The sequence below is a fragment of the Pontibacter korlensis genome (genome assembly GCF_000973725.1).
In the GTDB taxonomy this organism is placed as follows: domain Bacteria; phylum Bacteroidota; class Bacteroidia; order Cytophagales; family Hymenobacteraceae; genus Pontibacter; species Pontibacter korlensis.
The window spans coordinates 1,733,896-1,746,262 of the sequence record NZ_CP009621.1 but is presented as its reverse complement, the minus strand read 5'-3'; the positions used below and the strand labels follow the sequence as shown (position 1 = coordinate 1,746,262).

The 12,367-nt window shown below is 49.0% G+C and carries 13 protein-coding genes; 10 read left to right on the top strand and 3 right to left on the bottom strand.

What is annotated here, in order from left to right; genetic code table 11:
- Positions 1 to 10 precede the first annotated feature (10 nt).
- From PKOR_RS07455 to PKOR_RS07425, 7 genes are all read left to right on the top strand, one after another.
- A complete protein-coding gene (locus PKOR_RS07455; RefSeq protein ID WP_046310008.1) occupies positions 11 to 1,270 on the top strand; it encodes a M16 family metallopeptidase in 1,260 nt (419 codons plus the stop codon).
- A gap of 159 nt (positions 1,271 to 1,429) precedes the next feature.
- Positions 1,430 to 1,879, top strand: a complete 450-nt coding sequence (locus tag PKOR_RS07450; protein WP_046310007.1) for a PepSY-like domain-containing protein — start codon at positions 1,430 to 1,432, stop codon at positions 1,877 to 1,879.
- 184 nt (positions 1,880 to 2,063) lie between these two features.
- A complete protein-coding gene (locus PKOR_RS07445) occupies positions 2,064 to 2,513 on the top strand; it encodes a MarR family winged helix-turn-helix transcriptional regulator (RefSeq protein WP_046310006.1) in 450 nt (149 codons plus the stop codon).
- 115 nt (positions 2,514 to 2,628) lie between these two features.
- Positions 2,629 to 3,729 (top strand): alkene reductase, encoded by a 1,101-nt coding sequence (locus PKOR_RS07440; RefSeq protein WP_046310005.1) that lies wholly within the window; start codon positions 2,629 to 2,631, stop codon positions 3,727 to 3,729.
- Positions 3,730 to 3,933: 204 nt separating this feature from the next.
- Positions 3,934 to 4,419, top strand: a complete 486-nt coding sequence (ispF, locus tag PKOR_RS07435; protein ID WP_046310004.1) for a 2-C-methyl-D-erythritol 2,4-cyclodiphosphate synthase — start codon at positions 3,934 to 3,936, stop codon at positions 4,417 to 4,419.
- A 100-nt stretch (positions 4,420 to 4,519) separates the two neighbouring features.
- Positions 4,520 to 6,076 (top strand): M28 family peptidase, encoded by a 1,557-nt coding sequence (locus PKOR_RS07430; protein ID WP_046310003.1) that lies wholly within the window; start codon positions 4,520 to 4,522, stop codon positions 6,074 to 6,076.
- A gap of 159 nt (positions 6,077 to 6,235) precedes the next feature.
- Complete coding sequence (locus PKOR_RS07425) at positions 6,236 to 7,609, top strand: LutB/LldF family L-lactate oxidation iron-sulfur protein (protein ID WP_046310002.1); 1,374 nt, start codon at positions 6,236 to 6,238, stop codon at positions 7,607 to 7,609.
- A 497-nt stretch (positions 7,610 to 8,106) separates the two neighbouring features.
- Here PKOR_RS07425 and PKOR_RS07420 read toward each other — a convergent pair whose 3' ends face one another.
- From PKOR_RS07420 to PKOR_RS07410, 3 genes are all read right to left on the bottom strand, one after another.
- Positions 8,107 to 9,321 carry an NADH-quinone oxidoreductase subunit D gene (locus tag PKOR_RS07420; protein ID WP_046310001.1) on the bottom strand — a complete coding sequence of 405 codons (1,215 nt, stop codon included), beginning with the start codon at positions 9,319 to 9,321 and terminating at the stop codon, positions 8,107 to 8,109.
- Positions 9,322 to 9,493: 172 nt separating this feature from the next.
- Complete coding sequence (locus PKOR_RS07415; protein WP_148561618.1) at positions 9,494 to 9,787, bottom strand: hypothetical protein; 294 nt, start codon at positions 9,785 to 9,787, stop codon at positions 9,494 to 9,496.
- A gap of 11 nt (positions 9,788 to 9,798) precedes the next feature.
- Positions 9,799 to 10,317 (bottom strand): hypothetical protein, encoded by a 519-nt coding sequence (locus tag PKOR_RS07410; protein WP_046308960.1) that lies wholly within the window; start codon positions 10,315 to 10,317, stop codon positions 9,799 to 9,801.
- A gap of 502 nt (positions 10,318 to 10,819) precedes the next feature.
- Between PKOR_RS07410 and PKOR_RS07400 the strand changes: the two genes are divergently transcribed.
- From PKOR_RS07400 to PKOR_RS07390, 3 genes are read left to right on the top strand one after another with little or no spacing between them, the layout of a single operon-like run.
- Positions 10,820 to 11,212, top strand: coding sequence for a GNAT family N-acetyltransferase (locus PKOR_RS07400; protein ID WP_052738762.1), 393 nt, complete (start codon positions 10,820 to 10,822; stop codon positions 11,210 to 11,212).
- Between the two features lie 54 nt (positions 11,213 to 11,266).
- Complete coding sequence (locus tag PKOR_RS07395) at positions 11,267 to 11,455, top strand: hypothetical protein (RefSeq protein ID WP_046310000.1); 189 nt, start codon at positions 11,267 to 11,269, stop codon at positions 11,453 to 11,455.
- A 2-nt stretch (positions 11,456 to 11,457) separates the two neighbouring features.
- A complete protein-coding gene (locus PKOR_RS07390; RefSeq protein ID WP_046309999.1) occupies positions 11,458 to 12,258 on the top strand; it encodes an SPFH domain-containing protein in 801 nt (266 codons plus the stop codon).
- Positions 12,259 to 12,367 lie beyond the last annotated feature (109 nt).

Here is a 12,367-nt window from a genome sequence, read left to right as displayed (position 1 = left end):
ATAAAGAGATATGATAGAATTCAAAGAATTTACCCTTGATAATGGCCTCCGTGTGATTGTACACGAGGATCATACTTCGCCAATGGCGGTATTAAATGTGCTTTATGATGTAGGCTCTCGCGATGAGGACGAGACACACACAGGTTTTGCTCACTTGTTTGAGCACCTGATGTTTAGTGGCTCTAAGAACATACCTGTGTATGATGAGCCCCTGCAGCGTGTGGGAGGTGAGAACAACGCCTTCACCAGCCCCGACATTACAAACTACTACCTTTCGCTGCCGGCACAGAATATAGAGACAGGCTTTTGGCTGGAGTCGGACCGCATGATGGAGCTGGCCTTTAGCGAGAACGGCTTAGAAGTACAGCGCAAAGTAGTGGTAGAGGAGTTTAAGCAAAACTACCTGAACCAGCCTTACGGCGATGTATGGCTGAAGCTGCGCCCACTGGCTTACAAGGAGCACTCTTATAAATGGGCTACCATCGGTAAAGAGATCTCGCACATAGAGGAGGCGACCATGGATATTGTAAAGGCCTTCTTCCGTAAGCATTACTCCCCTAGCAATGCTATACTGGTAGTGGCAGGCAACGTAACCTTTGAACGGGCAAAAGAGCTGACTGAAAAGTGGTTTGGACCTATACCTGCCGGAGAGAAGTATGAGCGTAAGCTTAAAGAAGAGCCAAGGCAGACGGAGGCACGCACCTTAGAGGTAGCTTCCGATGTACCGCTCAGTGCCATTTACAAAGCTTACCACATGCCAGGCCGCCAGCACCCAGACTATCATGCAGTAGACCTGATAAGCGATATATTGGGCCGTGGAAAGTCCAGCCGCCTATACGAAAAGCTAGTAAAGGAGCAGAAACTGTTTAACTCTATCAATGCCTCTGTGTCGGGTAGTGTGGAGCCAGGGTTGCTGATAATTCAGGGCAAGCTAAACGAAGGCGTTAACCTGCAAGAAGCAAATGCTGCCATAGAGGCTGTTGTGCAAGAACTTATAGATAATCGTGTGGACGAAGAGGAGCTGAACAAGGTGAAAAACCAGGCCGAGACCAGCATTGTCTTTTCGGAGATTGAGCTGCTGAACCGCGCCATGAACCTGGCCTACAGCAAACTGCTTGGTGACGCCAACCTCATTAACCAAGAAGGTGAGAAAGTACAAGCCGTAACGCCAGACGATATTCAGCGCTGCGCCCAGGAGGTACTGCGCAAGACTAACTGCTCTACCCTGCTTTATAAGGCCGAGAAGAAGGAGCAGCCTGTTGAAGTATAAATTTATACTTTCTCTGGAAATGTAGAAAAGCCCGGTACACACCGGGCTTTTTTGTTTCTTTTATCCATCTCCAAAATTGCTTCAGATTTGCTCCAGTATTGCTTCAGAATCAGGCTGTAGGTTTGAGATATAAACTCGTTTAACCTTAAAGTATAAATCATGAAATTAACAGCATTTGCATTCCTGCTTCTGAGCGGCTCTCTACTTTCCTGCGACAACGATGATGACATCAAGCCAGATGATGTACCTGCAGCAGTGAAAGACACACTGATCAACACATTCCCTAATGCCATCAATATCGAATGGGAAAAGAAAGGCAGTGATTACGAAGCAGACTTTGACCAGACTACGGTAGATTACAGCGCGCTGCTCAATGCATCTGGCAACCTGCTCATGCATAAGTATGATATTGCAGAGTCTGCGCTACCTGAGGAAGTGAAGGCGGCCATCAGCCAAAACTATGCTGGCTACATAGTAGATGATGCCGAGGAGCTTGTACAGGGCGAGACAACTTTCTATCAGGTAGAACTAGACAACAACAAGCAGGAGCAGAAGCTGGTGTTTTCTGCCGATGGGCATGAACAGTCTCAGCAGCCATACTGGGACTAACACTTCGCATAACCTTACCTTTACCGGAAGGCTGTTCTGTATAAAAGCGCGAGGCAATAAGCCTTGCGCTTTTGCATTTCCGGTACTTGATTTTTACAGCCGTAATTCGTGCTTCTCAAAACCTTTTCCCGCAACACTTGTTCCTACAAATAACAAACTATACCTTTGTTCAGTAGGTATATGTATGCGCATAGAAGACGAAATACACCAGAGCGAATTTAAAGACGACTATCGCCGCTTGATGGCCAACTTGTTATTCACTAACAATTGGATGAATCAGCAGTTGATGCCGTTCTTTAAGGACTTAGGCTTAACACTGCAGCAGCATAACGTGCTGGCAATTGTACGTGGGCAGCACCCCGAACCTGTGTGCTTCGGCGATATACAGAACCGCATGGTAGACCGCAACTCTAACGTTACCCGTCTTATAGATAAACTGATAGAGAAAGGCTACGTTACCCGCGATATCTGCCAAAGCAACCGACGCATGATAGAAGTTCGGATTACAGACAAGGGTTTACAGAAGCTGCAGGAGGTAGATGCAAAGTTTCCTAGCCTGTTTGAACGGTTCCACAACCTTTCGCAGGAAGAGGCTGTGCTGGTAAGTAACCTTCTGGACAAACTTCGCGGATAGCTATTTTTTTAGCATCATATTTGTATAGACAAATAATGTATATACTGTAAATTAATTAGTTTATAGAAAGGAGCCGCACATAAAAATGCGCTCTAAACACAAATATTTAATACACATGTCACAACCGCTTTTAAAACCAATAAAGCTTAATAACCTGGAGCTACAGAACCGAATTGCAATGGCTCCTATGACGCGTACACGCGCCAACAACCCAGAAAAAGCACCTACCGACCTGATTGCTGAATACTATGAGCAACGAGCCGGAGCTGGTCTTATCATCTCAGAGGGCACGCCTGTTTCTACTCAAGGGGTAGGCTACATTAATATACCTGGCATTTATTCAGAGGCACAGGTAGAGGGCTGGAAGAAAGTTACAAAAGCTGTCCACGACAAAGGAGGTAAAATATTTGCCCAGTTGTGGCACGTGGGCCGTGTTTCACACCCAGACTTCCATAACGGCAAGGCTCCTGTGGCTCCTTCTGCCATTAACCCTAACGACCAGGTTTTTACCGAAGAGGGATTTAAGCCTACTGTTACGCCTCGTGCACTGAAAATAGCCGAGATTAAGCAGATTGTGCAGGATTTTAAAAACGCTGCTAAAAATGCCGTAGAGGCTGGCTTCGATGGTGTAGAGATACACTCTTCGAATGGATACCTGTTCCACCAGTTCTTTGTGAACTGCTCTAATACCCGCACCGATGAGTATGGCGGCTCCAGAGAAAACCGTAGCCGATTGCTTTTTGAAGTACTGGATGCCGTGAAGGAAGTAATGCCGATTGAGCGTGTGGGTGTACGCCTGAACCCAAGTATGCATAACCTGTTTGGAATTACAGTTGACGAGGAAACAATCCCGACATTCGACTATATTATAGACAGGTTGAATGATTCTGCATTGGCTTACCTGCACCTGTCTGAGCCATTCACTGATGTAACTAATGTACCGCATGCTGAGCCAAATATTGCTAAGCGTTACCGCCCTCGTTACAACGGCACTTTGATCATCAACAAAGGTTTCAACCAGGAAACAGGCAATAAAGTAATTGCCGATGGCGATGCTGACATGGTAGCCTTTGGAGTACCTTTTATCGCTAACCCAGACCTTCCAAAACGCTTTGAGCAGAATGTCCCTTTATCTGAAGCAGATCGTGAAACGTTTTATGCAACAGGCGCAGAGGGATATACCGACTATCCTGTACTGGAAGAGATAGAAGCTTAATCTTAAACTCTCTATTCATTATAAATTGAAGGAGCCTGCTTAAGTATAGCAGGCTCCTTTTTTTATTTCCCACCCTCTTTCCCGGCTCCTCCGCTACCGTAAAAAGAGGCGAGCTTTAGCACAAAATCGTATTTTTGGCTTAGATTTACCTTTTATACCTGCGCCGATACGCGCAAGTATGTACCCAACTCATTTACTCGTTTCATGAAACTGAAAATAAGAACCGGCTTCGGCTACGATGTACACCAACTCCAGGAAGGGCTAGATTTCTGGCTTGGCGGCATTAAGATTCCGCACACACATGGTGCCCTTGGCCACTCTGATGCCGACGTACTGATACACGTCATCTGCGACGCCCTGCTGGGAGCAGCCAACATGCGCGATATCGGCTACCACTTCTCCGACAAAGACCCTAAGTACAAAGGCATTGATTCTAAGATTTTGCTTAAAGAGGTAGTGCACCTGCTGGCCCGCGAAGGTTACGAGATTGGCAATATCGACTCTACCATCTGTCTGCAGGAGCCAAAGGTAAATCCTCACATTCCTGCCATGAAAACCTGCCTGGCAGAGGTAATGGGTATACCGGAGGAGGACATCTCCATTAAAGCGACTACCACAGAACACCTGGGCTTTGTAGGCAAGAAAGAGGGCGTGGCTGCATTTGCAACCGTTTTGATTGTAAAGCAGTAAGCAAACTGCTCCCCTAACCGTATTAAACCTGTAGTGCCTGTGCCAGTCTAAACTGCACTGAAAGAACTGAACTAAACTTTAAACACCTTTCAACTTAACTATGAGGAGACACAATCTCTACGCCGGCCTGCTGCTGGCGGCCATCGGATATGGCTGTGCTCAGGGCCCAAGCGCCAGCAAGCCGACAACTGACTCGGCTAAGCTAAGCGAGGCTGCGCCAAAGTATGCCGAAACCATTACTGCAGCAGACCTATCAAAGCACCTGTACATTATCGCTTCCGATGAGTACGAAGGCCGTAACACTGGCGAGAAAGGCCAGAAAATGGCAGCCGAGTACATCGCCCGCGAGTTTCGTGAGGACGGATTGGCTGGTCCTGTGAAGAGCAACAGCGCCAATCCTTATTATCAAACTTTTGACCTGGAGCAAAGCTCTTGGGGCGAAGGATATATCTCTGTAGGCAAGGAGAAATACCTGATGATGCAGGACTTCTTCCCGTTCGGCTCTTCGCCGTTTACCACAGAGCAGGGTGTTGAGGCTGTTTATGTAGCTGATGCCGGGCAAATTGCTTCAAAAGGTGTGGAAGGCAAACTGGTAGTAACGTTGCTTACTACTCCTGCTGAACTCCAGAATAAAATGCGCGGCTTCTCTGCCACCGCCGAAGAGGCTAATGCCAAAGGTGTTGCCTATGTGCTTGATGCCGAGGCTTACCGCGCTATGGCAGAACGCTTCTCACACCGCCTGTCGCAGCCGACCATATCACAAGTTGGAAGTGGTGGCAACCGCCCAGCCAGCATTTTCACTACGCCTACTGTAGGTGCAGCCATCTTGGGTACTACGCCTGAAAAACTGCAGCAAGCTAGCCAAAACGCCGCTACAGCTTCTTTCACGCCTGCCTCTGATGTAAGAATCTTGATGAGCAGAAACACCGCGCCACTATCTACCGAGAACGTGCTGGGTTACGTAGAGGGTACCGATAAGAAGGATGAGGTTATTGTGGTAACAGCTCACTATGACCACGTAGGTGTTGATGAGTCGCTGGAAGGCGATAAGATTTACAACGGTGCTAACGACGACGGCTCTGGTACAGTAGCGGTTATCGAAATGGCTGAGGCTTTTGCCCAGGCTAAGAAAGACGGTTACGGCCCACGCCGCAGCGTTCTGTTTATGACTGTTACTGGCGAAGAAAAAGGCCTATTGGGATCTGAGTACTATGCCAACAACCCTATCTTCCCGCTGGAGAATACGGTGGCAAACGTGAACATTGACATGATCGGCCGTATGGACTATGAGCATGAGAAGACTAACGACAGCAACTACATCTATGTGATCGGTGCTGATAAGTTATCTTCTGAGCTGCACCAGATCAATGAGGAGATGAACCAGAAGTACGTGAACCTGAAGCTCGACTATACTTTCAATGACGAGAACGACCCGAACCGCTTCTACTATCGCTCCGACCATTATAACTTCGCCAAAAATGGAATTCCGATTGTGTTCTATTTTAACGGTGTGCACGACGACTATCACCAGCCTGGCGACGAGGCGGACAAAATCATTTACGAGAGTGCCGAGAAGGTAGCGCGCCTGGCGTTCCACGTGGCATGGGAACTTGCCAACCGCGAGAACCGCATTGTAGTAGATAGCAACAAGAAATAATATAACCCAATACTATAGCGGATACCGTAACCGTTTGAAGTATAAATGCTACAGCTTTAGTAGCTTTGCGAAAAACACCCTAACTTTAAGGGTGTTTTTCTTTTGTAGGGGTAGAGCAAAGGTAGCCTTTGCCCCGGAAAAACGTAGGGGAGATACAGTATGAGTAAACTGAGACAGTTTCTGCAGGACGCAGAGACAAAAGCATTCGACCAAGGTCACCGCGCAACCATCAAATTCAACATCGGCAAGTACAATGCCGCTGTGCAGCGTGGCCTCACCCAATACACCGACCATGAACTGGCCCGCGAGCGTGGCTCTTATATAAAAACCCAGACCATCAACAACCTGGACAAGTACCTCATGGAGTTTGAGGCCAACTTTACTGCCCGTGGTGGTAAAGTAATTTGGGCCCGCGATGCACAGGAGGCTTTGAAGGAAATCGGGGAAATTATGAAGCGCAAACGCGCCCGCTCAGTAGTGAAATCCAAATCCATGATTACGGAGGAGATTCACCTGAACGAGTACCTGGAGAAGAATGGCATTGAGACTGTAGAGACAGACTTAGGCGAGTACATTGTGCAGTTGGCTGAGCAACGGCCCTACCATATTGTTACACCAGCCATGCACATGTCTAAAAAAGACATTGCCGACCTCTTTGTGCGCAAGCTAGGCATCGCTCCTACCGAAAATGCTGAAGAACTGGTAGGTGTAGCCCGCAAGCTGCTCCGCGAGAAATATACTTCTGCCGAGGTAGGCATAACCGGCGGTAACTTCCTGATTGCTGATGTGGGTGGTGTGGCTGTAACAGAGAATGAAGGCAATGCCCGACTTTCAACCACTTTCCCTAAGACACATATTGCTATTGTGGGCATCGAGAAGATGATCCCATCCATCATGGATCTTGATTTGTTCTGGCCACTCCTGAGCACCAGCGGCACAGGCCAGAACGTAACTGTGTACAACAGCATATTTACTGGTCCGCGCCAGCCTAAAGAGAAGGACGGCCCCGAAGAGATGTATGTAGTACTGCTGGATAACGGCCGCACTGACCTGCTGGCCTTGCCAGAGAAACGTGAAGCCTTAAACTGCATCCGCTGCGGTGCCTGCCTTAATGTGTGCCCTGTGTACAAGAACATTGGTGGCCACACGTATGAGAGCACTTACAGCGGCCCGATTGGCTCAGTCATTACACCGCATTACAATGGTATGGCCGAGCACAAACACCTGAGCTTTGCTAGTTCCCTTTGCGGCGCCTGTACTTCGGTATGTCCGGTTAAGATCAACATACACAACCTGCTGCTGCTTAACCGCAAACAGAGCGTGGACCAAGGCTTGGTTGAAAGCCAGGAAAAAACTGCCATCAAGCTGTGGCTAAAGGCTATGAAGAGCCGCAGGCTGATGAATATTGCACCAGCAAGCATCAAGAACTTTGTGCTGCGATACGTGCAGAAAGAATCCTGGAGCAAGCGCCGAGAGCCGCTGCAAGTACCACAAAAATCATTTAACCAGCTCTGGAAAGAAAAACGGGGATAGAAACAGAAAAGCCTGCTGATAAAGCAGGCTTTTTTTTGTCAGAATCAGGATTTTCAGGATGTTTGGATGAGCTGGATTTTCTTCGGCACCGGGTCCAACCACCCCTTCCCCTCCTTGGCCAAGGAGGGGAACTCTGTAGCTGCTTTCGATGTAGCATTGGCTCTTCAGGTAAACCCACCCTTGGACCCTCCGAGGAGGGGAGTTGGTTCAAGTTAGCATAACAGCCTTCGAAATGTTTCCCAGTCCTTGGGTTGAGCGCCTTTGGAGTTTTCCAGTCCCGCGTGAGCGGGATTGAAAAGCGATAGCGAGCAAAGAAGAGCTCCCAGCGCGATGCTCGCGGGCTTGAGCGCACTACAGCCAGAACTGAAACGAGCAGGTGGTAAAGCCATGGAAAACGGCAACTAGCAAGTATAGCTTAGTTCAAGCTGCAAAAAGCAGCAGCTAAAGTATAAGGCACAAGTCAGCACTTTCGTCAACAAGCAAGTATAGCCTTATACTTACCTGTCCAACTCTCCCAGCACAATATCCACCGAACCTACAATGGCAATCATATCAGCCACCATACAGCCACGGCTTATTTCGTGCAGCACTGACAGGTTAGAAAAGCAAGGAGAGCGTCCTTTACAGCGGAAAGGCATATCGCTCTTATCGGTGGTGCGGAAGTAGTAGCCAAGCTCGCCACGTGGTGTTTCTCCACGGAAGTATAGCTCCTGTGCGCCCGTCATACGCATCTTTTTCGGACAGGCAGCCTGTGGGTCAAAATCAGGAGTGCGTTTATAGTCACCGGTAAGCTGGTCGAGGCACTGGCGGATGATTTTAACTGACTCACGGCATTCGAGCGCACGCACATAGTTGCGGTCCCAGCAATCACCGATGGTTCCAGCAAGCCCCTGCCCTATCGGCACTTCAAAGTCCAGTTCCGGATAAACGCTGTAGCCATCCACGCGACGCAGGTCGTGTTTCAAGCCGGAACCACGCAGCATTGGGCCGGAGCAGCCGTAATTGATCGCCACATCCAGCGGAAGTATGCCTACATTGGCCGTACGATCTATAAAGATTTTATTGCTGAGAAGTATAGTATCCAGCTCGTCGAGCTTGGGCTGCAGGTAGTCTATAAACTCGCGGCAACGCTCCTCAAACCCAATAGGCAAATCGTAGTATAAGCCGCCTACCCAGATGTAGTTATAGAGCATACGCGCCCCACATACCCACTCTAGCAAGCGCTGAATATGCTCGCGGTCGCGCACCAGCCACAGGAACGGTGTAAAAGCTCCGATGTCAATAGCGTAGGTACCGATGGCTATAAAGTGAGAGGCAATGCGGTTCAGCTCCGTTACCAGCACGCGTATATACTCCACCCGCTTCGGAATCTGATCGGTAATGCCTAGTAGCTTCTCCACGCCCATGCACCACACATGCTCCGAATTCATGGCAGCCAAGTAATCCATGCGATCCACGTAGGGTATGGTCTGGTTATAAGCCATGTTCTCGGCATGCTTCTCGAAACAGCGGTGCAGGTAGCCAATATGCGGCACCACCTCCTGAATGATTTCGCCGTCGGTGACCACCTCCAGGCGCAGTACCCCGTGCGTACTCGGGTGTTGCGGCCCCATGTTCACAATCATCTCACCGGCCTTCAGCGCATCCTGGCTGAACTTGTTCGGCTCCGACTGCAGCAGGTAACTTTTATATATGGTTGATTTACTTTCCAATACTGTAGAATATGTCGCTACAAAGGTCGGAAAAAAGGGGGATTTATGCAGGGGTTTATTAAAAGCACCAATATATACGAGAAATACTATTATATAATTTCTAAAATATAGTAAATTTAATAATCCTAAACTTCCCCGCTAGTGCGCGCTCAATGTCATTAAGTTAAGGGTTTTATAGTACGTTCTTTCTGTTTTTCATCAAGACCGGGGTCTTTCGGTGGCGGTACTTATCTTTCTGGCGTGGGTATTTTCTGCCTGGCCTTACTGGCTCTACATGCTGTAGAAAACTTTCCTTGAGTTCTGGCAGTATTTGCTGCGGCGAATCCGAAGTGCGTAAGGCTACTACATTTTTCTTCAGATGCCCTACGGCAGTTGCCGGGTTGATCCTGTAGGCCAGCTTGCTGTGGCTGTAGCGGTCTTTCGGCTCTTGTTGCAGCTCATCTGCCAGCAAGGCCTGCATGTTCATCAAAAACAAACTTATGTAGAAGGCCTGCGCAGTGGCTGCCTGGCTAAAGCCAGAGAAGCACTCCCCCCTGAGCACACATCGTAAGCGGTCTCTACTCCCCGGCGCAGCGCATAGACCTGCTTTAAGCATTCTACAGGAAACTCCTCTTTACCCGGAGGTGTGGTAAGCAGCAGGGCCACCTGCCCGTTATCCAGCCCAGACTTCACCAGCCGAACCTGTACGGCGGTGTTCCTGCCATAGGCTTTATCTTTGACGGGCATATTCTCCCCCGGCCTGATGGCTACCACTGCATCATCTTCGGCTGATTGGGCAAAGGTCTTTACCTGCTGGCTGAAAGACGACCTCAGGCGCATGAGCACATGCATGTTACACTGTTGGTGCTCACAGACCACCTCAAATGAAGCATAGTTGCGGTCATAGACCAACAAATCACCCGCCCAGCTCAGGTGCTTTAAGGCGGCAGAAGGCTCTCCCTGGGCAAAAGGTTGCAGCACCCCGTCTATGACCATACCGTTAGGCAGATCATGCATCACCGTGATGTAACAGGTGGTTGCTGTGGGTGCCGTAGGCTGCTGCCAACCCCGAGCTAAAGGGCAGGTCCAGCGTGGAGCCGTCTGCGGCCAGGATGCGCATACACTTTAACAGCCCTGCCCTTTCATCATTATCTGTGTAAAACGCCAGGTTGAAGGTGTGGAGTAAGGTCGGTGAAGGCTTCTGCCTGGCCTGCGTGCAAGCACCCAGGCTTAAGCTCACCTTCGGTTGGGCAGGCTCCTTGAAGAACTCTCCTATCTCCAGAGCCAGGCTTTTGTAGAGCCATCAAAACCGCCAATAGCTTAAAAGGTAGTACACGCTTCCTGGTGAAGTCTTGCGACCTGCTTTTATACTTGGCGTCCACCGCATTTACCATTAAAACCCCCTTACGCGACAAATAATCTGCTCTTTCTCATGAAAGAAAAAGCAATGCACATAAGATTAAATTCCTTAACTGAATGACATTGGGCTCGCGCCAGCGAAGAAAGGTCTCACTATGCCATGAACCTGCATCTCAAATTACTCACCAGCATTGACGCCGAAGCCATCACCTTCCTCTCTTCCCAACTCGGCTACTCAGCATCTGCTGCAGAAACCAAAGTATGGCTGCAGGAAATCTTCGACAGCGAAGACCATTGTGCCTTCGGAGCAGTGCTGGACGATAAACTGGTCGGCTGGATACATGGGTTTTATACTTTGCGTCTGGAATCGGGTGCTTTTGTGGAGATAGGCGGTTTGATAATAGATGAGAGCTACAGAAGAACAGGAGCCGGCCGAAAGCTGGTGGAGAAGGTGCGGGAGTGGGCAAAGCAAAGGGGGAGTAAGTCAAGTAAGGGTGCGATGCAACACCCAAAGAACCGATACCCATGCATTTTACAAGGCTATTGGCTTTAAAGAAGTGAAAGAACAAAAGGTTTTTAGTATATTGTGTTAACAATATACTTTTCAATGAAATTCGCTTACATCCTCCTGCTTGTCTTGCTGCTCCTGGTCGACATCTTGACCTTTACAGAAATTGCCTCTATGGTGCGGCAGCCGTCTGATCTCAAAGTAGCCATCGGCCTTGGGCTGCTGCTCGTGCTCGTTGTAGCCAACTTCTTTGTCATCCGTTTTTCCCTTAACAAACTTAAAGCTTAACCATGAATAATGCCCGTCAGCTCTTTACCTGGAGCCTCAGTTTCATTCTTATACTCGTTTTCTCCATCACCGCCATGAAATCCTGCACCCGCATTGATGCAGGCCACGAGGGTATACTTGTAAAGCTCTACGGTACCGACAAGGGTGTGCAGGACGTAAGCCTGGTAACAGGCCGCGTGTGGTACAATCCTTTCACCGAAGAGGTGTTCCAGTTCCCGACCTTCGTACAGACCGTAGACTATCCTGCCTTTACCGTAAATGCTAAGGACGGATCAGTATTTACTGTAGACCCGACCATGTCGTTCAGGGTAAGCCCGGGCGAGAGCCCCAGAATCTTTTCGAAGTATAGAAAGGATGTTGACCAGATAACAAAAACAACGCTCTTCAACTATACCCGCGATGCCTTTCGCATCCAATTTAACTTATATACCACCGACAGTATTATTTCCAACCGTCAGTCTTTTGAGGACAAGGTGCAACATGCGCTGGGTGAGTTGCTGCGCAGGGAAGGCTTTGCATTAGAGCAAATGACCAGTGGTCTGCAATACCCTGACGAGATCGTGAAGGCCGTGAATCTGAAGAACCGTGCCGTGCAGCAAGCCTTGCAGGTAGAGAACGAATTGAAAGTTGCCGAGGCGCAGGCCCGCAAGAAAATAGTAGAAGCCGAGGCCGAAGCCCGCGCCAACGAACTACGTCAGCGCACCCTCACGCCACTGCTCATACAGCAGCAGTTCATCGAGAAATGGGATGGTCGTACCCCGCTCTACGGCAACTCCCCAACCTTCTTCAAAAATGTGCAGTAAGTATAGCCAAATATAAAAACAGGCCGCTGGAAGTATAACCAGCGGCCTGTTTTGTTTTTATCGCTTGTTATTCAACTACCCCTAGCCCCTCCTTTTCTAAGGCGGAGAA

Bases quoted from the DNA above. Each gene is read 5' to 3' on its own strand.
- PKOR_RS07455 (WP_046310008.1), top strand. From the start codon at position 11: ATGATAGAATTCAAAGAATTTACCCTTGATAATGGCCTCCGTGTGATT.
- PKOR_RS07450 (WP_046310007.1), top strand. From the start codon at position 1,430: ATGAAATTAACAGCATTTGCATTCCTGCTTCTGAGCGGCTCTCTACTT.
- PKOR_RS07445 (WP_046310006.1), top strand. From the start codon at position 2,064: ATGCGCATAGAAGACGAAATACACCAGAGCGAATTTAAAGACGACTAT.
- PKOR_RS07440 (WP_046310005.1), top strand. From the start codon at position 2,629: ATGTCACAACCGCTTTTAAAACCAATAAAGCTTAATAACCTGGAGCTA.
- ispF (WP_046310004.1), top strand. From the start codon at position 3,934: ATGAAACTGAAAATAAGAACCGGCTTCGGCTACGATGTACACCAACTC.
- PKOR_RS07430 (WP_046310003.1), top strand. From the start codon at position 4,520: ATGAGGAGACACAATCTCTACGCCGGCCTGCTGCTGGCGGCCATCGGA.
- PKOR_RS07425 (WP_046310002.1), top strand. From the start codon at position 6,236: ATGAGTAAACTGAGACAGTTTCTGCAGGACGCAGAGACAAAAGCATTC.
- PKOR_RS07415 (WP_148561618.1), bottom strand. From the start codon at position 9,787: ATGAACATGCAGGCCTTGCTGGCAGATGAGCTGCAACAAGAGCCGAAA.
- PKOR_RS07410 (WP_046308960.1), bottom strand. From the start codon at position 10,317: ATGCATGATCTGCCTAACGGTATGGTCATAGACGGGGTGCTGCAACCT.
- PKOR_RS07400 (WP_052738762.1), top strand. From the start codon at position 10,820: ATGAACCTGCATCTCAAATTACTCACCAGCATTGACGCCGAAGCCATC.
- PKOR_RS07395 (WP_046310000.1), top strand. From the start codon at position 11,267: ATGAAATTCGCTTACATCCTCCTGCTTGTCTTGCTGCTCCTGGTCGAC.
- PKOR_RS07390 (WP_046309999.1), top strand. From the start codon at position 11,458: ATGAATAATGCCCGTCAGCTCTTTACCTGGAGCCTCAGTTTCATTCTT.